Annotated in this window: 16 protein-coding genes; 4 read left to right on the top strand and 12 right to left on the bottom strand. The window is 66.7% G+C overall.

Annotation, left to right across the window (positions count from 1 at the left end; translation table 11 throughout):
- Nucleotides 1-183: 183 nt before the first annotated feature.
- The 12 genes from FKZ61_RS20525 to FKZ61_RS20470 all read right to left on the bottom strand — a co-directional run bounded on the left by FKZ61_RS20525 (nt 184) and on the right by FKZ61_RS20470 (nt 14,345).
- Entirely contained in the window at nt 184-1,824 is a 1,641-nt protein-coding gene (locus tag FKZ61_RS20525) for a thiamine pyrophosphate-binding protein (RefSeq protein ID WP_141612015.1), read from the bottom strand.
- A complete protein-coding gene (locus FKZ61_RS20520) occupies nt 1,821-3,161 on the bottom strand; it encodes a Gfo/Idh/MocA family protein (RefSeq protein WP_141612014.1) in 1,341 nt (446 codons plus the stop codon). The genes FKZ61_RS20525 and FKZ61_RS20520 overlap by 4 nt, the downstream gene beginning before the upstream one ends.
- 28 nt (nt 3,162-3,189) lie before the next feature.
- Entirely contained in the window at nt 3,190-4,077 is an 888-nt protein-coding gene (locus FKZ61_RS20515) for a sugar phosphate isomerase/epimerase family protein (protein WP_229964339.1), read from the bottom strand.
- Nucleotides 4,078-4,173: 96 nt separating this feature from the next.
- Nucleotides 4,174-5,190, bottom strand: a complete 1,017-nt coding sequence (locus FKZ61_RS20510; RefSeq protein WP_211358661.1) for a Gfo/Idh/MocA family protein — start codon at nt 5,188-5,190, stop codon at nt 4,174-4,176.
- A complete protein-coding gene (locus FKZ61_RS20505; protein ID WP_141612013.1) occupies nt 5,187-6,209 on the bottom strand; it encodes a Gfo/Idh/MocA family protein in 1,023 nt (340 codons plus the stop codon). Before FKZ61_RS20505 ends, FKZ61_RS20510 begins: the two co-directional genes overlap by 4 nt.
- A gap of 107 nt (nt 6,210-6,316) precedes the next feature.
- Entirely contained in the window at nt 6,317-7,525 is a 1,209-nt protein-coding gene (locus tag FKZ61_RS20500) for an MFS transporter (protein WP_141612012.1), read from the bottom strand.
- A gap of 514 nt (nt 7,526-8,039) precedes the next feature.
- Entirely contained in the window at nt 8,040-9,860 is a 1,821-nt protein-coding gene (locus FKZ61_RS20495; RefSeq protein WP_211358660.1) for an ABC transporter substrate-binding protein, read from the bottom strand.
- 60 nt (nt 9,861-9,920) lie between these two features.
- Nucleotides 9,921-10,109, bottom strand: coding sequence for a hypothetical protein (locus tag FKZ61_RS20490; RefSeq protein ID WP_141612011.1), 189 nt, complete (start codon nt 10,107-10,109; stop codon nt 9,921-9,923).
- A gap of 18 nt (nt 10,110-10,127) precedes the next feature.
- On the bottom strand, nt 10,128-11,129 hold the full coding sequence (locus FKZ61_RS20485; protein ID WP_141612010.1) for an ABC transporter ATP-binding protein: 1,002 nt from the start codon (nt 11,127-11,129) through the stop codon (nt 10,128-10,130).
- Nucleotides 11,126-12,250 carry an ABC transporter ATP-binding protein gene (locus FKZ61_RS20480; RefSeq protein WP_141612009.1) on the bottom strand — a complete coding sequence of 375 codons (1,125 nt, stop codon included), beginning with the start codon at nt 12,248-12,250 and terminating at the stop codon, nt 11,126-11,128. Before FKZ61_RS20480 ends, FKZ61_RS20485 begins: the two co-directional genes overlap by 4 nt.
- Nucleotides 12,251-12,311: 61 nt before the next feature.
- Nucleotides 12,312-13,187 carry an ABC transporter permease gene (locus FKZ61_RS20475; protein ID WP_211358659.1) on the bottom strand — a complete coding sequence of 292 codons (876 nt, stop codon included), beginning with the start codon at nt 13,185-13,187 and terminating at the stop codon, nt 12,312-12,314.
- Nucleotides 13,188-13,259: 72 nt separating this feature from the next.
- Nucleotides 13,260-14,345: an ABC transporter permease gene (locus FKZ61_RS20470; protein WP_141612008.1), complete on the bottom strand. Its 1,086-nt coding sequence runs from the start codon at nt 14,343-14,345 to the stop codon at nt 13,260-13,262.
- Between the two features lie 470 nt (nt 14,346-14,815).
- On the opposite strand from FKZ61_RS20470, the gene FKZ61_RS20465 reads away from it, so the two are divergent.
- From FKZ61_RS20465 to FKZ61_RS20450, 4 genes are all read left to right on the top strand, one after another.
- Nucleotides 14,816-15,271 carry a SufE family protein gene (locus tag FKZ61_RS20465; protein WP_141612007.1) on the top strand — a complete coding sequence of 152 codons (456 nt, stop codon included), beginning with the start codon at nt 14,816-14,818 and terminating at the stop codon, nt 15,269-15,271.
- 27 nt (nt 15,272-15,298) lie between these two features.
- Nucleotides 15,299-16,201: a DMT family transporter gene (locus FKZ61_RS20460; protein ID WP_141612006.1), complete on the top strand. Its 903-nt coding sequence runs from the start codon at nt 15,299-15,301 to the stop codon at nt 16,199-16,201.
- 97 nt (nt 16,202-16,298) lie between these two features.
- Nucleotides 16,299-17,882 carry an HD domain-containing protein gene (locus FKZ61_RS20455; protein WP_170200087.1) on the top strand — a complete coding sequence of 528 codons (1,584 nt, stop codon included), beginning with the start codon at nt 16,299-16,301 and terminating at the stop codon, nt 17,880-17,882.
- Nucleotides 17,883-17,887: 5 nt separating this feature from the next.
- Nucleotides 17,888-19,432, top strand: coding sequence for a hypothetical protein (locus FKZ61_RS20450; RefSeq protein ID WP_141612004.1), 1,545 nt, complete (start codon nt 17,888-17,890; stop codon nt 19,430-19,432).
- The last annotated feature ends 119 nt before the right edge of the window (nt 19,433-19,551 follow it).

The following is a 19,551-nucleotide window of genomic DNA, read 5'->3' as shown; positions in this document are numbered from 1 at the left end:
AGGAAGCGGCCGGAGCAACTAGCCAGCTTTGCGCGGTCGCCCCGCACGCCGTTCAGGAAGTGTTATTCGGTTCTCAAGGATCAGAGGTGCCGTTTTGTCGATTGTTACCGAGACATATCAGCGTCCTCATTTGACCTTTTTGCAGCAGAGCTATCTGTATCCATGAAACTGGAGACCGGTCCGTCAACCCGCTGCGCCCCGCAAGGCGGGCGGCGTGGTGGGGTAGGTGACCGGGTCCAGCATCACCTCGATCAGGGTGGGCGCCGGCTCCTGGAAGGCCTGGGCCAGGGCCCGATCCAGCTCCGCCTCGTGGTGGACCCGGCTGGCCCGCAGGCCGTAGGCAGCCCCGATCTGGGCGAAGTGGGGGCTGGTGAACTCGGTGCCGAAGACAGGCTTGCCGGCCCGCACCTGGTGGGAGCGGATCAGGTCGATGGCGCCGTCATTGAGGACCACCACGATCACCGGCAGACGGCGCTGCGCCAGCACGCCCAGCTCCCCCAGGGCCATGGCCAGGCCCGCGTCGCCCGTCAGACAGAGCACCGGCGCGCCGCCCAGGGCCTGGCTGCCGGCGATGGCCGCGGGCAGGGCATAGCTCATGCTGGAGAGGCCGTTGGAGAGCAGGAAGCGGTTGGGGGCCAGGGTGGGCCAGGCCAGGGAGCTGTAGATCTTGTGGGAGCCCACATCCACCACCATCAGGGTGTCCCGGGCGGCGTGGGCCCGCAGCCGTTGCAACACGGCCTGGGGCAGAAGCCGCTCTCCCCGGGCCTTTCCCCGGGGCGTCAGCGCTTCCTGCGCCACCGTGCGGAAGGCCGCCACCCGTCTTGCGCCCCAGGCTGAATCCGGCTGATAGAGGCCGTCGGCGAGCTGTTGCAGGGCAGGGGCCAGGGGCCCCACGTACTCCACCGCCGCGGGAAGGGTCGGGTCCTGGTTGGGCCACGGCGCCAGCCAGATCAGGGGCGCGGGCTGTTCCCACGGCTTGACCAGCTCCACCACATCGAAGCCCACGGCCACAATGCAATCTGCCTCGTCCACCAGCGCATAGGCCGGGTCGGTGCGGGTCAGGCCGATGACCCCGCCGGCCAGGGGGTGGTCGTCGGGCAGGCAACCCTTGGCCTTGGGCGTGGCGATCACCGGGGCCTGGAGGGCTTCGGCCAGCTCCCGCAGCGGATCGTAGGGGGCTTCCGGCTCCAGGCCCAGCCCGGCCACGATGAGTGGGCGTCGGGCCTGGGCCAGCAGGGAGCGGGCCTGGGCCAGCGTGTCTCCCGCCGGCGCCACCCTGGCCGTCGGCCGGGCTGTGGACATGGGGGGGGATGCCAAGGACTGGCCCGCGTCTTCGTTGGAGACCTGCAGGTGGACCGGGCCCGGGCGGCCCTGTTGCAGGAGGGCCAGGGCCTGGGGGATCACCTGGCCCGCGTTCTCCCGGTTGACCTTGAAGGTGCCCTTGGTGATGGGCGCAAAGAAGGCCTGCAGGTCGACCACCTGGTGGGTGTAGCCGGGCAGGAGGCTATCCGGCTTCTGGGCGGTGATGAGCAACACCGGCGCTCGGTCCAGGTAGGCGTGGGCCACGCCCATGGCCGCGTTGGTGGCGCCCGGGCCCAGGGTGGTCAGGGCCACGCCGGGCACGCCGGTGAGCCGGGCCTGGGCGTCGGCCATGAAGACGGCGGACGATTCGTGGTGGGTAAGGACGAAGTCCATGCCCCGGCGGCGCAGCGCGTCCAGGATCTCCACCACCTCGCCGCCCGGCAGCCCGTGGACGGTGCGGACCCCCGCGTCGTGCAGGCAGGCGACCAGAAATTCGGCTACGGTGGTCGTTGCGGTGGTCATGGCGACGCCCCTTCCTGTTGGGCCAGGGCCTCCGCCTGGGCTCGAAATTCGTCCATCTCGATGATGCGGTTCTGGCGCCGGGCTGCTTCCGCGGCGAAAGCCATCAGGTGGCTTTCCAGGGAAGCCCGGGCGCTGGTCAGGGGCTCGGCCTGCCCCCGGAGCACCTGCACGAAGTTGGCCATCACCCCGTGGTCGCCGCCGCCGTGGCCGCCGCCCCCCTCCTCCAGGGATACCTCTTCCACCCGGCCGCTGGCGTGGTGGTGGATGGTGATCTCCGAGGGGTCGCCGAAACGGGCCCGCAGGGTGGCCCGGGTCCCGTCGTAGCGCATGGAGCGGTGCTCCTCGTGGGAGTGGCCGTGCATGACCAGGACAGCCGAGGCGCCGCTCTCCAGCTCCATGGTCACCACCTGGTGGTCCACCACGTCGTTGTCACAGCGGTAGACGCAGCGGCCGTAGGGGCCGGTCTGCAGGGCCCGCAGCCGGCCCTCCCGACTCAGGTCGTGGCTGAGGACGGTGAAGGGCCAGACGTTGGGGCGCTCCAGGTCGATGCCCCGTTCCGCCGCCCGCTCCACCAGCCGGCGGAAGGGGCGGTATTCCAGGTAGATGCCCGGGGCGGAGAAGGGACACTCCGGCTCGATGGGGCAGCCGTCGGTGCAGCGGTTCGGGATCTCGGGGCCCACCTGGTCGGCCCGGAAGTGGAGCAGGGAGCCCACGGAGCTCAGCCGCTTGCAGCGGCCCAGGTTCCAGAAGAGCAGGTCCAGGTCGTGGCAGCACTTGGCCAGGATCATGGGGCTGGAGAGGGCTTCGTTGCGCCAGTTGCCCCGCACGAAGCTGTGGGCCATGTGCCAGTAGGCCACGTTTTCCCGGTGCTCCACGGTGATGATCTCCCCCAGGCGGCCTTCCTCCAAGATCTGATGAAGCTTGCGCCAGAAGGGGGAATAGCGCAGGACATGGCAGATCTGGAGGATGCGGCCGGTGCGTTCGGCCGTCTGCACCAGGCGCACGCAGCCTTCCAGGGTGTGGGCCATGGGCTTCTCCAGGAGGACGTGGTAGCCAGCTTCCATGGCGGCCACCGCGGGCTCCACGTGGAGCTGGTCCTGGGTGGTGACCAGCGCGCCCTGGCCCAACTGGCCGGCGGCTATGAGTTCCTCCCAGCTGGCGAAACAGCGGCTGTCGTCCAGGTCGTGTTCTTCGGCAAAGCGCCGGCGGCGGATGGGATCCGGCTCGGCCACAGCGACGAAGCGAACTTCCTCCGGGTGGGCCAGGGCGTAGGAGGCGTAGGCATATGCGCCCCGCTGCCCCGCGCCGATGAGAACCAGTTCCAGGGGTTGCGTCATGGGGTTTCGCTCCTTCCTGTCATCCTGCTCAACCCTCTTCAGGGGAGGCCACGGCCTCTTGCCAGGCCTGCTGGAGCATGGCCACGGACTTGGGCATGGCCGTTTCGGCCGGCTCGGCCCCTTCCATCTCGATGGAGACATAGCCCTGGAAGCCTGCGTCCAGCAGGATGCGGAAGACCCGGGCGTAGTCCAGCTCCAGGGTGTACCAGGTGCCGCCGCCGAAGTAGGTTTTGGCGTGGGCCAGCCAGACGTGGGGGGCGATGCGGGCCATGGCGGCGTACATGTCGGGCTCGAAGTAGAAGTTACCCATATCCAGGATGGCCTTGAGCCAGGGGGAGTTGACCGTCTCCAGGATGTGGGCCATGTCGTCGGCGAAGGTGGTGAGGCCCCAGTGGTTTTCCAGCAGGAGCATCACGCCCTGGCGTTCGGCGTGGGGGAGGCAGGCGGCGATGGCGTCCATGCACCAGCGGAAGCCGTCCTCCTTCGTGTAGCCAGGCCAGGGATCCACCCAGCCTTTGGCCTGGATCAGCTCGTCAAAGGAGCCGCCCTTGCGCCAGCCCCCGGAGTTGACCCGGATGGAGGGGATGCCCAGCTCGTGGGCCAGGTCGATACAGTGGAGGGTGTGGGCAATTTGCTTCTCCCGCTCTTCGGCTTCGGCCCAGACAAAGTCCTGGTGGATGCTCAGGTTGTAGAGGTCCAGCCCCAGCTGGAAGGCCAGCCGTTTCAGCCGCTGGAGGTAGCTGTTCTCTTCGCTCTCCATCTGGCGGTGGAGGATCTCCACGCCGGCCAGCCCCAGCTTGTGGGCCTCTTCCAGCACCGTTTCGATGGGCGTGCGGGGCGGCTTGAAATGCCAGTAGGAGTAGGTGGAGGTGCCCAGACGAAGGGCGGGGCGGGCAAGGGGTAAGTCATTGTTCATGGGTCGCTCCTCATGGATCATGCTTTATGCGTGGTGCGTGGTACGCATGCGGGTTCACGCACCACGCACCCGTTGCTCTGTTTACACCGCCAGGTGTCAGGTGGCCTCTGCTGCCAGGGGCAGCCGCACCGGTCGCCCCAGCTCCGCCGAGTGGTAGGCGGCCAGGGCCACCTCCAGCGCCTGGCGGCCGTCGTGGCCGGTGATGGAGGGCGGCCGGCCTTCCCGGATGCAGGCCACGAAGTCCTGAATCAGGCCCAGGTCCATGTTGCTGCCCCAGGGGATCCAGCGGGTCTGGCCCCACTGCTCTGAACTGACCGCGAGGACTTGCTGGAAGACGTCCACCACCAGCGCCCCTTTCTCGGCCACCACTTCGATTTTGACATCGCCCCAGGTGGGGTAGCTTGGGGGGCGGGACCAGCTGGTGTCCAGGGTACCGTAGACGCCGTTGGCCAGGGTGAAGGAGAGGAGGCCGGCGTCGTCGATGGCCAGCTCCGGGTGGAGCAGCCCCCGGCCCACCTCAGCGTAAACCTCCACCACCTCTGTCTCCCAGAACCAGCGCAGCAGGTCGATGACGTGGACGGTATGGTCGATGACTGCGCCGCCGCCAGCCAGGGCGGGGTCGGTGAACCAGCCGCCGGGCATACGTCCATGGTTGGTGCACTGGACGCTGTAGACCTGGCCCAGTTCGCCCCGGCGCAGGACCTCCCGTAGATGTTGGGCAGGCGGGGCGAAGCGCACGGGAAACGCGATCTGGAGGGCGGTGCCGGTAGCCTGGCACCGGTCGATCATGGCCTGGGCGTCGGCCAGGGTGGTGGCAATGGGCTTCTCGCACAGGATGTGGCCCACCCGGCCCGCGGCGGCCTCCACCATGGGACGATGGTTGGCATTTTCCGAGCAGACGATCACCCCGTCCAACCCCTGGTCCAGGAGCTCGTCCGCGGTGGCGTAGAAGGGCACGTCCAGGCGCCGGGCCGCGTCCTGGCCCCGCTGGGGCTCGGTGTCGTAGATGCCGGCCAGGGTCACGCCCGGCACCTGCTGCAGGCAGGCGGCGTAGCTGTTGGCGTGGCCATGGGCGAAGCTCATCATGCCGATGCGCAGGGTTGGGCCGTTCATGGGGCATCCTCCTGGAAAGTGGCCACCTCCACCGGCTCGCCCCGGCGCAGGGAGGCAATGGCGGCCAGGGCAATCTGGACGGCCATGAGCGCGTCGTGGGGCGAGACCCGGAACGGCTCTCCCGTTTCCAGGCAGTGGAGGAAATGGGCCAGCTCGGCGCAGTAGGGGTCGTCCTCGGGCGCCAGGGGGCTGGCTGTGGTGCGGTGGACGGTGCCGTTCTCATCCAGTTGGGCCGCCTGGACGGGCTGGGGCTGGGTGGAGTCCCACTCGATCAGCCCCCGGTCGCCGGCCAGTTCCAGCCGGGTGCGGAACTGGCCCGGTGGGTGGGCCCAGCTTCCCTCGATGTGGCCGATGGCCCCGCTGGCGAAGCGCAGGGTCAGCAGCGCGTGATCCCGTTCCGGGTGGCCGGCAAAGGTGAGCCCCCGGGCGAAGACCCGCTCCACCTCGCCGCAACACCAGCGCTGGAAATCGATGTCGTGGATGCAGACATCCAGGATCACGCCGCCGCTCAGAGCGAAGTTGCCGTAGATCTTGCCCGATTCACTGCCGCCGAAGCGGGGAAAACTGCCTGCCCGGATGGTGCGCACCACGCCGGGTCGGCCGATGAGGCCGGACTCCACCAGCTCATGGGCCCGGGCAAACTGGGGGAAGAAGCGCACCACGTGGGCCACGAACAGGGGGACCCGGGCCCGGTCGCAGGCCTCTACCATCTCCCGGGCGTCCTGCAGGTGTCGGGCCAGGGGTTTTTCACAGACCATGGGCACGCCGGCCCGGGCCGCAGCCAGGACGCACTCTTTGTGGGCCACAGCGGGCGTGCAGATGTCCACCACATCCACGTCGGCCAGCAGGGCATCCAGGCTGGGGTAGGCCCGGCCGCCGAACTGGTCGCAGAAAGCCTGGGCCGCTTCGGGGCGGACGTCGTAGTAGCCGGCCAGGGTGACCGGCAGTTTCTGCCATTGGCGGGCATGGTGGCGGGCGATGGCGCCCGTTCCCACCAGCCCCACACGTTTCAATGTCATGGTTCGATTCCATCCTGGTAAATCCCGGCAGAAATTTGCCGATGACTCTCCTGCAAAAAGGGTGTTTTTGAACGCAAAGGCGCAAAGGCACGAAGAATGGATTGCCTTCAGGCCCCGCTGGGCACCTGGCTGGGGCGGGGGGTATGGGCCCGAAGCCAGAGAAAACAGACGGTGCTGGCCAGGGCCAGGGCCACGCAGACGCTGTACATGGTGGCGAAGCCCCAGAACTGGGCCAGGGTGCCGCCCAGGAACATGCCCAGGAGCTGACCGGCGCTGGCGGCGCTGAAAAAGAGCCCGCTGTTGCTGCCCCGGGTGCGCTGCTCCCCGGCCTCGGCGGTGAAGGTCATGGCGCTGGCCGTGTAGCTGCCGAAGCCGAAGCCCCGCAGCACCTGCACGCCCAACAGGGCGGGGAAGAGGTGGGCCACGGTGATGTAGCCCAGGTTGACCAGCGCGATGCCGAAGCCGCCTGCGGCCAGCAGGGTGGCCCGCCCGGTCAAGTCGGAGAGGGCGCCGGCCGCGTACATGGCCGGCATCTCCACCAGCGCGGCCAGGGCCCAGAGGCTGCTCAGGGCGGTTTTGCTGTAGCCCAGGCTGGCCATGTAGTTGGGCCACATGGACGCGGACATGGCGTGGGCGGCGGTCCAGCAGAGGACGCCGGCCAGGAAGGCGTAGGGCAGGGCCCTGACCCGGGTCCACCCAGGGGAAGGCACGGGCTGCGCCTGGGGCCGGGGCGTCGGCTGGACATCCCTGCCCCGGGCTTCCTCCTGCAGAAAGAGGGCTGTGCCGGCGGCCAGGCCGTAGAGCAGGGCGCAGCCGACGAAGGTGACCGGCAGGGAGTAGGCATCGGCCAGTCGCCCGCCGGCCATGGCGCCCAGGGCAAAGCAGAAGGAGCCGATGCCCCGGTAGATGCCCATGGCCCGCCCTTTCCGGTTGCGGCCGGCTGTGCCCTGCCCCTCCAGCAGGTCGCCCATGATGGCCAGGCTGAGGGTGGTGTAGGCGGCCATGAAAAGGCCCTCCAGCAGCCGGGTCCCCCAGGCCCATTGAACACTGGGCGCCTGGCTGAGGAGGGTATAGGCCAGGCTCAGGCCGGCCAACCCGCCCACCAGCAGAGGCTTGCGCCGGCCCAGGCGATCGGAGATTCGCCCCCAGAGGGCGTTGCCCACCAGGAGCATGACCACGAAGCTGGTCAGGATCAGGGAAATGTGGGCGTAGTCGGCGCCGAGGGACTCCAGGTAGAGCGTGACCAGTGGTGAGCTCATGCCGACGGCCACGTAGGCCAGGCCGCCCACGGCAGTCAGGAGACGGAAGTTGTTCATGGACGCTGCCGATCAGCTCGCCAGGGCCGACCCGTTGACAGCCGGCCCTGGAATGAAGGGTGGTAATGGGTGATATTGTAGCCGGATTGAAATCCTGGTGCAATTGGCGGCAGGGCCGGGTGTGTCTCAAATTGGTAGTAGGCACAGATTGAAATCTGCGCCTGGCGGGGACCAAACCGGCTGGAAGCCGGTTCAGCCGGCGCGTGCCAACCTGCTTCAGCAGGTTTGTTGACACGGAGCCTGGGGATTCATCCCCAGGCTTTTGTTAATTTCACGATTGTTGCCCATTTGTGGAGTGAGCATCCTCAGATACGGCGCTGTCCCGCCTGGGTCGGCATCTGAGGATGCCGACTCCGCGTCGAAATCGTGAACTGCTGAAATTTGGAACGCACCCCAGAGCCTGGAATCAGAAAGGAAAGTAGGGGCGGGTTCTGAACCCGCCCCTACCGTACGGCCCTGCTATCACCGGGCAAAGGTGGAGGGGGAATGTCCCCTGCAGGATCCGGCCGATGGCCTACTGGGCCGGCCGGAGGGTGCCGTTGAGGATGAGCACCGTGGTGAACGGATCCGCATAGGGGCCGTTCAGGTAGACGGGGTCGCCGTCCTCTGGCCAGCCCGTGACCCGGACGCTGGGCACCGGGTTGTTGCCGTAGCGCTCCCACAGGGGGATCTGGGGCAGCAGTTCGTTGTAGGCCAGGGCCAGGGTGGTGATGTCGGCCTTCTGCTGCTCCACATCATTGCCCGAGCCCGCGGCGTCGGTCAGCGCGCCCAGGTCCAGCTCCCCGGCTACGTCGGTGTTCTGCTGCAGGTTGAAGTACATGCCCGGCAGATCCGGGTTGCCTTCACCGCCCAGCTGCTGGTTGTGGGTGCGGAAGTTGAAGTTGTAGGCGAAGTGGGGGTGGGGGTTGCCCGCGCCCCAGCCGCGGATGGCCAGCTGGAAGTTGCCCTGATCCACGTCCACCGGGTGCTGCTGGAAGTTGACGCCCCGGAAGGTGGTCTTGATGCCGAAGGCGGTGAGCTGTTCGGCCAGATTCTCCGCCGCGGCGGACCAGTCGGCGAATTCCGCCGGCGCGGTCAGCTCGAACTCCATGCGTGCGCCCGTGTCATCCAGCCAGACGCCGTCGCTGTCCCGGGTGAAGCCCAGGTCGGTCAGGATCTGCTCGGCCTTCTCCCGGTCGAAGTCGTAGTGGTTGAGCTGCTCGATGGCCTCTGGTGCCACCCAGTTGGGCAGCAGGTTGTCGGAGATGCCGCTCATGTAGACCTGGCGGCGGCCGGACTCGGCCAGGGAGACGAAGCCGTTCTCGTCCCGGTCGATGGCATAGGCCAGAGCCTGACGGAATTCCTTGAGCTCAAAGGGGTGGATCTTGTGGTTGAAGTAGAGGGCCGGCCCAGAGTAGAGGGGCGCGCGGATGATGCGGATCCCTTCCTCGATGAACTGGCGCTCGGTGGCCGGCGGGAAGCCATGGGTGGCGTAGTCCACCTCTTTGGCCAGGACCAGGGGCGTGATGGTGGGTGTCTCGCCGTTGTAGTTCACGATGCGGTCGAAGTGCACCCAGTCCGCCATGAAGGAGGTTTCCACCTTATTCAGGATCATCTGGGACTCGGTGATGCTGGATTTGTCGATCTTGTACGGGCCGAGCACCACCATGTCGTCGGGCCGGAACTCGTTGAACTCCTGGAGCAGGCTCTTCCACTCCTCGTCGTCCGGGGTCTTGCCCGCGTCCACCAGCTCCTGCACCCGCTCCGCCCACTCGCCGTAGACCGAAGAAGCCCGGATGTAGGTCTCCCGCAGGATGCGCCGGGGCACGGTGGAGGAGGGTTCGTTGAGGGTGAAGTTGACCGTGGTGTCATCCACCGCGGTGACGTCGTTGATGAAACGCCAGACGGCCTGGTTGAGCAGGCGGGAGACCAGGAAGGTGTTCACCACGTCCTGGGAGGTGTAGGGGGTGCCGTCGCTCCACTGGGCGCCTTCGGGCAGCTTCACCTGGAGGGTGGTGTCGTCCAACCATTGCCACTCGGTGCCGGCCAGGGGCATCCAGCTGCCGTCGGCCCACATGTACATGAACAGCGGGGGTTCCATCAGGCTCTGGTAGATGCCCAGGGTCATGCCGTTGGTGACCCAGGTGTTGAAGTGGCCATTGGGGGGCACCGCGTAGGGCCAGGCCACATGGATTTCGGCCACGCCGCCGGTGCCGGCCTGGGCCCCTTCCTGGGCCGGGGCTGCCCCCTCCTGGGCCGCCGGCGCACCCTCGGGCGCAGGCGCGGCCGGTGTGGCACAGGCGCCCAAGGCCAGGGCCAGGATCAGGGTCAATAGAAGCCAGACGGGTCGTTTCATGGATGTACCTCCTGGTTCTTGTGTGAATGGAACAGCATCAAAACGGGATGGACGCTATCTTCATAGCTTGCGCTGGCCCAGGCGGACGGCCACGGCGATGGCCGCCAGGAAGGCCAGCCCAAGGATGAAGGTGAACGACGTGATGACGAACTCGGCGCTGCCCCGCTCCAGGAAGAAGAGCAGGCCGCCCGAGACGAACACCACGTAGAACCCGATGTGAAAACCGGCACGGCCGATCTGGGGATGCATGGGAACAGGGCCCTCCTGTTAAACCTCAATCAACTGGATCGGCTCCCCTTTGCGGATGGGGCAGGCCACGCTGCCACCTTCGGGAATGGGCTCCAGCTCTGGCACGTGGACGTCGCACTCCCCGGGCACGGCGTAGGGACAGCGGGGGTGGAAGGTGCAGCCCGGGGGCAGGGCCAGCAGGCTGGGGATCTCCGCGCTGCGCAGCTGAATCTGCCGTTTGCGGTGGGTCAGCTCTGGATCAGCTTCCGGCACCGCGGCCAGCAGGGCCTGGGTGTAGGGGTGCCGCGGGTCGGTGATGATCCGGGGCGTGGGTCCTTCCTCCACGATGCGGCCCAGGTACATCACCACGATGCGTCCCTGCCAGGCAAAGTATTTGGCCAGGGCCAGGTCATGGGTGATGAAGAGGAAGGTGACGTCAAACTCCTGTTTCAGGCGGGAGAGCATGTTCAACAGGCTGACCCGAATGGAGACATCCACCATGGAGACGGCTTCGTCGGCCACGATGAAGGTGGGCTCCACCGTCAGGGCCCGGGCCACCGAGACCCGCTGGCGCTGGCCACCGCTGAGCTGGTGGGGATACTTGTCCAGGAAGTCCCGGGCTGGGGTCAGGTCCACCACCTCCAGCAGCTCCAGGGCCCGCCGCTCAGCCCCGCTGCGGTCCCGGGCCTTGCCATGGCGCAGGAGGGGCGTCACCAGCATCTGGCGCACCGTCTGGGTGGGGTTCAGGGAGGCGTACGGGTCCTGGTGGATGATCTGCACGGCCCGACGGAACGCCCGGTAGCGCTCGGTGTCCAGGCTGTTGATGTTCTCACCCCGGAACAGGATCTGGCCGCTGGAGACCGGGAGGAGGCCGGCCATCATGCGGCCGGTGGTGCTTTTGCCACAGCCGCTCTCCCCCACCAGGCAGACCGTTTCGCCATGTTCGATGCGCAGGGAGATGTTGTCCACGGCCGTCACCTGTTCCGCGCCACGGCCAAATCGTTTGGTGACGTTGCGTAGCTCGATGAGGGGCGGGGTCATGACTGCACCTCCCGGCTTTCCTGGGCAGAGGCCTGGGTGGCCTGCAGGGGGACACCCCGATGGAGGGGATTGCGGGCCAGCTCCTTTTCCACTTCTGTCCAGTGCCAGCAGGCGGCCTGGTGGCCCGGTCCAACCGGCTCCAGGTCGGGCTCCTCGTGGTGGCAGCGTTCTGTGGCGAAGGGACAGCGGGGGTGGAACTTGCAGCCGCCGGGCAGGTTGATCAAGTCCGGCGGCGAGCCGGGGATGGAGGCCAGCTCTTCGAAGCCGCCGGTGACCGTGGGCACGGCCCGGATCAGGCCCAGGGTGTAGGGGTGGCGGGGCCGGTAGAAGATGTCGTTGACCGCGCCCACCTCCACCACCCGGCCGGCGTACATGGTGGCCACCCGGTCGGCCAGCTCGGCGGCGATGGCCAGGTCGTGGGAGATGAAGATCATGGTGAAGTGCTGTTCTTCCTTGAGGCGGCGCAACAGGTCGATGATGGTGCGCTGGGTCAGGATGTCCAGCGCGGTGGTGGGCTCGTCCAGGATCAGGATCTGGGGATCCAGGAGGAGGGCCATGGCCAGCAGGGCGCGCTGACGCATGCCGCCGCTCAACTCGTGGGGAAAGGCGTAGATCACCCGGCGGGGATCCAGCTGGACGAAGCGCAGCAGGTCCAGGAAGCGCTCATGGACGGCCTTGCGGTCGTTCCAGCCATGGGCCTTGGCCGTGTCCCACACCTGGTCCCACACCCGCAACACCGGGTTCAGCGCGTTCAGGGCAGACTGGAAGACCATGGCGCAGTCGCGCCAGCGGAATTCCCGCAGGGCGGCCCCCTTGAGTTGGAGGACGTCCACCTCCCGGTCGCCCCGCCGGTAGATGATGGTGCCCGGCTCCACCCGGGCCGTGGAGACCAGAAGCTGAACGATGGCCAGGCCCAGGGTGGTCTTGCCGGAGCCGCTCTCGCCGATGAGGGCCAGGCTCTCACCTGCCTGAAGGTCCAGGGAGACGCCCCGCACGGCCTGCACCTTGCCCCGGCGGGTGCGGTAGATAACGTGGACGTTCTGCAGGCTCAGGGCAGGCTTCTGGCCGTCGCCTGGAAGCTGCCCGGGATCTTTTCGCAACTCAGTGGTCGATAGGCTCATGGGTATGGCTCAAATGGGTTGGGTTGACATGTTGGATCGATACTGCCGGCGTGAACCGGGCTTATTCATTGGAACGCAGGCGGGGGTTGAAGACCAGCTCCAGCGAGCGGGTCATGGTGATCACCGAGAGCTGGAAGAGGGCGATGGCCACGACCGGCGACATGATGTACCAGATGCTGTCCTTGAAGAAGATGGCGCCCCGCACCCACGCCAGGTTGATCATCACCCCCCAATTGCTGCTGGAGATGGGCACCAGCCCCAGGAAGACCAGGCCCACCTGGGCGTAGACCGCGCCGGTCATGGCCAGGGTGAAGCTGATGACGATGTAGGTCATCATGTTGGGCACCAGCTCTCGGAAGACGATGTGCCAGGTGCCCAAGTCCAGGGCCCGGGCCGCCTCCACAAAGTCCCGTTCCTTCAGGGAGAGGGCCTGGGAGCGCACGGCCCGCAGCAGGGCCGGCCACCCCAGCATCCCCAGCAACACGCCCAGGAAGGTCAGGTTGTTCAGGGAGATGAAGGCGGCCAGCACCGCCAGCAGGGGGAGCTGGGGAATGGTGAGGACGATGTCGGTACAGGCCATGATGACGCTGTCGATCCACCCACCCACGAAGCCGCTCAGGGTGCCGAAGGTGACGGCGATGAAGGTGGAGAGCAGCGCCGCCACTGCGGCCACGTAGATCACGTCCTTGCCGCCGTTTACGATCTGGGAGAAGATGTCACGCCCCTGGTGGTCGGTGCCCAGCCAATGTTCCCAGGAAGGGGGCTGATAAATCTGATCCACCTTGGTCTTGGTGTCCAGGGGGACAAAGTAGGGGCCCACGTACGACATGAGCACAATGGCAATCACACAGAGGAAGCCCACGAAGCCCACCTTGTTGTACGTGAGCAACTGCAAGGAAGTCCCGATGGAATGGAGCAGATTGCTGATGATGCGCATGGATTTTCGTCCGTTTCCGTTCGTCCGTTTCGGTTCACCCTTCGGTTCGCCCTGTGGGTTTGTCCCTGTGGGTCAGTCCTGCCGACCCAGTTTGATGCGGGGGTCGAGCCAGCTGTAGAGGATGTCGGCGAAGAAGTTGGCAAAGACCACCGACAGGGTGATGACCAGGAAGACACCCTGCATCACCGTGTAGTCCCGCTGGGCGATGCTCGCGGCCAGGATGCCGCCGATGCCCTGATACTGGAAAATTTGCTCGATGAGGAAAGAGCCACCCACCACAAAGCCAATGCTGATGGTCAACTGGGTGAAGAGGGGCAGCGCGGCGTTGCGCCCCACGTACGCGGTGGTGATGCGCCAGTCCCGCAGGCCCCGGGCCCGGGCCACCGTCACATAATCCTCGCCCAGCACGCCGATGGTGCTGCTCTTCATGCTCAGCATCCAGCCGCCGATGGTGGTCAGGACGTAGGTGGTGATGGGCAGCGCGGCGTGGAAGAAGGCATCCTGGATGAAGGCCCAGCTGAAGGAGGGCTGCATGCCGGAGGAGAGGGAGCCCCGCATCTGGGCGATGGGCAGCAGTTTCCACTGGACCCCCAGCCACACCACCAGCATGATGCCGGTCAGGTAGTTGGGCACCGAGCTGAAGATGGAGGCCAGCACCGTCAGGACGTGGTCCAACAGGCTTTCCCGGCGGTAGGCCATCAGCAGCCCCAGGAGGATGCCGACGATGAAGCTCAAGATCAGGCCCGTGCCCACGCTAAAGATGGTCCAGGGCAGGAAGCGCAGGATGATGCTGGTTACGCTGGTGCCCGGCGAAAGGATGGAGTTGCCCAGGTTCCCCTGGAGCAGGTTTTTCAGATAATTGAAATATTGAATGTGAAGGGGCTGGTCCAGGTTGATGGCGAAGAGGGAAGCCGCCTGATCCCGCGCTTCGTGGATGGGCATGCCGTACTGGACCACCAGCTGGTTCACATATTGCTCAATGGGGTTTCCTGGCAGCAGGCGGATGAGGAAGAAGATCAGGGTGGTGACCACGAAGATGGTGAATAGCGTCTTGAGGAGCTTGCGCACCAGGTAATTGTGGACCACAGCTTGGGTCCACCGGCGCAAGATAGACTCGGGGGCCACCTCCTGGGCAGTCAGTTCGTACGCAGTGGTCATGGCATCAACTCAACCGTGTGTGAAATAACTCAACTGTGTGTGGAATTGACCTTCATCTGGGTGGGACCTGGCGAAGCACACGCCTTGCACACACGTGTGTATCCCCAAGCTCCACAAAAGGTTGCTGGGCTAAACCCGGGTGCGACTGAATGTCCGCCTCAACAGGCTGTCGAGGTCGGTAGAAGTGTGGTGGGTACGATCAGGTTACGGTAAGATCCACAGGGCGTCGACGCCTGCACGAGGTGGGTGCAGGGATCTGGTGCCGGTTAACCGGCCGGCGGGTTGCTCCCCGCCGTGGTGCCCCATGGTAGCCTGCTTTTTTCAATCTGTCAAATCTTGCCCCAATTGACATAACGCTGAGCCGGGCTTCCACGGGCTCGCACCCCTCCCATTTTGACGCAGCGGGCCCTCTGATTTACCATAACGTCAAAAGGGTATCACCGCACAAACGCAGAGGAGACAACTCAATCATGACCACCGAAATGTCCTACGAGGACAAGATCGCCGAGTGCCCGCCCAGCCTGCAGACCATCATCCGGGAGTTCCGCGAGGTCACGCCCCGGGAACGGTTGGAATATCTGCTGGAATACGCCATGGACCTGCCCGAGCTCCCGGCGCACCTGGCCGAACAGCGGGATGCCATGGAGCAGGTCCATGAATGCCAGACCCCCGTCTTCCTCCACACGGAACTGGAGGACGGCCACGTCCACTTTTATCTGGACATCCCGCAGGAATCGCCCACCGTGCGGGGCTACGCGGCGGTGCTGGCCGAAGGGCTGAACGGCACCTCTCCGGAGGAAGTGCTGGCCACGCCGGAGGATGTCTACCTCCTGTTGGGGCTGCAGGAGGCCATCACCCCCCAGCGCCTGCGGGGGCTGCACGCGCTCATGGTCTACATGAAGCGCCAGGTGAAGCGGCTCCAGTAGCGCTGGCTGACGGCCCCTCCACCGATCATGCAAAAATCCCAGCTCGCCGCCCACGCTGCGCCCAACGGCCAGGCCATCTCCCTCCTGGCCCTGCTCCTGCTGGTGGATAGCCTCCATTTCGTCTTTGCCCGGGCCCTGCTCCCCTACTTTGCACCCACCCTCTCGTCTCTCTTCGTCATGGGGGTGGGCGCCCTGGAAGTGGGCCTGTATGCCGCCCACCGCCGCCAGCTACGCTGGTCGTCCCTGGGCCAGCATTGGGGCTTTTTCGTGGCCATCGGCTTCCTCATCGCCGCCAGCACCGTCCTGACCTATACCGCGGTCCGCTACATCGACGCCGGCACGGCCTCCATGCTGGGCAAAATGTCCACCCTCTTCAGCCTGGGGTTCGGTCTCCTCTGGCTGCGGGAGCGGCTGAACGCCGTGCAGATGGGGGGCGCGCTCCTGGCTGTGGCCGGCGTCTTCCTGATCACCTTCCAGCCGGGCTCCTATTTCCAGCTGGGCTCCCTGGTGGTGGTGGCCTCCACGTTCATGTACGCCCTGCACACGGCCATCGTCAAACGCTATGGAGGCCACATCGACTTCTTGAACTTTTTCTTTTTCCGCCTCCTGGCCACTACCGCCTTTCTCCTGCTCTTTGCCGTGGCCATGGGCGATTTCACCTGGCCGGCGTCGCCGGCGGCATGGCCGCTGCTGCTCCTGGCGGGCACGGTGGACGTGGCCATCAGCCGCAGCCTGTACTACCTGGCCCTGCGCCGCCTGACCATGAGCATCCACGCCATCGTCCTGACGGTCAGCCCTGTGGCCACGGTGCTCTGGTCGCTGCTGCTTTTCGGCACCTTCCCCGGTCCCCGGGAACTGTTGGGCGGGCTGGCAGTACTGGCCGGCGTCCTGCTGGCGACCCTGTACCGCAGCCGGTCGGGACAAGCGTGAAGCCAGGACGGCTGGATTTGGGCTCCTTGCCACCAGCCTGGTTCTCGTTTACAGTACAGTCATCGATGTCCGTCGGTCGTTGGAAATGAAGCCGCCTATGGAATGGCATCCCAGACACCCGGCGTTTCAGGCCCTGCTGGCCGCCCTGCTGCGGGAAGTGCAGCCCGTCTATGTGGTGGGTGGCGTGGTCCGGGATCTGCTGCTGCAACGTCACGATCATCTCAAAGACCTGGACTTGGTCCTGGATCAGCCGGTGCTGCCCCTGGCCCGTCGCGTGGCCGACCGCCTGGGCTGGGCCTTCTATCCCCTGGATGAGGCCCGGGACGTTGCCCGGCTGGTCTTCACCGCGGCCCAGGGCGAACCCCTGATCTGTGACATTGCCCGCATGCGGGGCGAGCACATCGAGGAGGATCTCCGCAGCCGGGACTTCACCATCAACGCCATGGCCCTGGCCATCACCCAACCGGCATCTGGGGGCATGCAGATGGAGCTGCTGGATCCCTGCGGCGGCCAGGCGGACCTGCGCCGGGGGATCCTGCGCCGGGTGAGCCCCTACTGCCTGGCCGAGGATGCCGTGCGCCTGGTGCGGGCCGTGCGCTTCATGGCCCAGTTCGCCTTCACCCTGGATTTGGAGACCCGGGTCCAGATCCAGCGCCTGGCCGGCACCGTCCGCCTGGCCAGCCCGGAGCGGATCCGGGATGAGCTGTGGAAGGCCTTCACCTTCGACCGGCCCGCGACCACCGTCGCCGATCTGGCGAGCCTGGGGTTGCTGCGCCACGTGCTGCCCGAAGTGGCGGCCACCCAGGGGGTGGAGCAGTCCTATCCCCACTACCAGGATGTCTACGCCCACACCCTGGCCACCCTGACGCACATGGCCCACCTGCGGGCCTGGATCGCCGGCACCGCCGAGCTGCCCGCCGGTGGGGCCTGGCCCCTCCTGGTGGAGACCCTGGCCCCCTGGCGCTTTCACCTGCGCCAGCACTTTGCCCACCACCCCAGCACAGGCCGCTCCCGCCGGGACTGGCTCATCTGGTATGCCCTTTTCCACGACGTGGGCAAGCCCGCCACCCGCACGGTGGAGGAGTTGCCCGCCGCCGCGCCGGACGACGCCACCCCCAACCCCAGGAGCCGGAGCCGCCGCTACCGTTTCCTGGGGCACGACAAGGTCAGTGCCTCCATGGTCGAGGAGCGGCTTACCTGGCTGCGCTTCAGCCGGCCCGAGATCACCCTGGCCCAAAAGGTGGTGGCCCACCACATGCGGCCCCACCTCCTTCACGCCTCCTTCGCCCGGCGCCCCATCAGCCGGCGAGCCCGCTACCGCTTTTTTCGAGATACGGGCAACCGCCTGGGCGAAGGCGAGGTGGGCGTGGACATCCTCATGCTGGCCCTGGCCGATTACCTGGCCACCTACGCCCAGGATCCGCCGCCCGACTGGGACGCCTACCTGCGCCACGTGGCCGAATTGTTGGACTTTGCCTTTGGCGAGGACGGGCTGGCCGCGCTCATGCAGCGCCCCCTGGTGGACGGCCATACCCTGATGCTCCATCTGAACCTGCCGGCCGGTCCCCAGATCGGCCGGCTGCTGGAAAAGATCCAGGAGGCCCGGGCGGCTGGTGAAGTTTCGACCCCCGAAGAGGCCCTCCGCTTCGCGGAGCAGTGCCTGCACCATAAAGGGGCATGATCCCAATGGCATCTGTGGGTCCTTCGGTTCCCCCCCATTCATCCGCAGGCCACTGCCCCTACCTGGGGAGCGTGAACGCGCGGGATGAGCCGGACCTGCCGGTGGAGTACCCCAGCTTCGAGAACCGCTGCCTGGCCGCCGGCCCGGGGGAGAGCATCCTCCTGACCGATCAGGCCACCTTCTGCCTCTCCGGCGGGCACCGCTACTGTCCCCGCTTCCGCCGGGCCGCCCCGGCAGAAGCAACGGGCGTGGCCGGCGAACCCTTTGCCCCGGCCGGGGACGACCTGGCAGATCCCCTGGCGGATGCCGACCTGTTTCCGGACCCGGAGGCAGAACCGGAGGGCCGCCCCTGGACCTGGCTGGGCGCGGCCCTGATCTTCGCCGTCAGCCTGCTCTGTGGGGGAGCCTTCGCCGCGTATGTGGGCTGGCAACTGGTGAACAGCAATCTGCTGGCCGGGGAGCTCTTCCGGCTGCCCTCGGAGCCGGGCCGGGTGGACACCCTGGCCAGCGGGCCGGTCCAGGCCTTGCCCCAGATCTACCTGGTGGTGACCGCCACCGGCGAGCCCCCCGCCAACCCGGCTGCCTCCCCGTTGCCGCCTGTGCCGCCCACCCTGGGCCAGGGCGGCAACGTGCCGGGCGATCCTGGCCCGGCCTTTCCGCCCGCGGTGACGCCCACGCCGACCCTGGATCCGGCCCTGGCCGCGCCGACGGGATCGCCCACGCCCCTGGTGGACGTGCAGTTGCCTGTGCCTACCCGCCGACCCACGCCCATCGTGGTCATTGCCTTCGACACACCCACGCCCGGCGATCTGCCCAGCCCCACCCCGTCCCCCACGGCTACCCCTGTGCTGGGGCCGCCCGTGGTCCACTTTGCGCCCGAGGAGACGGAGCTGCCGCCGGGCAAGTGCACCTACGTCACCTGGGATGTGGAAAATGTGCGCGCGGTCTACTACGAAAACCTGGGCGTGGATGGCCATGGCCGCAAGGAAGAATGCATCAAGGACCGGGACGGCCACTACAACCTGATGGTGGTCTTCCCCGATGGCTCCTCCCGGGTCTACACGGCCACGGTGCGCCTGTTGCCGCCCACGCCCACGCCCACAGACACGCCCACCTTCACACCAGAGCCCCAGCTCACGCCCACCTGGACGCCCACGGTACCCACCGCCACGCCCACACCGGTGATCCGTTACGGGGTAGCCCTGGCAGTGGATGACGGCACCCGCCACACCTGCGACACCGGCAGCGCCTGCCAGATCGGGGTGCTGGTGACCAACACGGGCGACACCATGGACAACCTGGTGGCCCTGCTCATGCGGCCGGGGCCCTGGCCCAGCCGCTTCTGCCGGCTGGATGGCGTCTGCGCCGGCGACCGACTGGTCCTGGTGAATGTCGGCCCGGGCAATACGGCCTACATCCACTTCGTCGTGGATGTCCCCGCGGATGCCGGCACCCAGACGGTGACCTTTGAGCTGCGGGCTGAGAGCGAAGGCTCCCAGGGCAGCGCGGTCACCGAGGTGCAGGCCGTGGAGATCTCCACCCAACCCTGACGGCGAGTAAATCCCGGCAGAAATTCGCCAATAGGCTCTACTGCACAAAGGTACTTCACAAAGGTCAAATGATAAACAAAGGTCAAATGATAACGCTGACCCACGCAGATGAACGCTAA

It is taken from the genome of Litorilinea aerophila (assembly GCF_006569185.2).
GTDB lineage: Bacteria > Chloroflexota > Anaerolineae > Caldilineales > Caldilineaceae > Litorilinea > Litorilinea aerophila.
The sequence above is the reverse complement of the archived record's forward strand: the minus strand, read 5'-3'. Positions and strand labels throughout refer to the sequence as shown.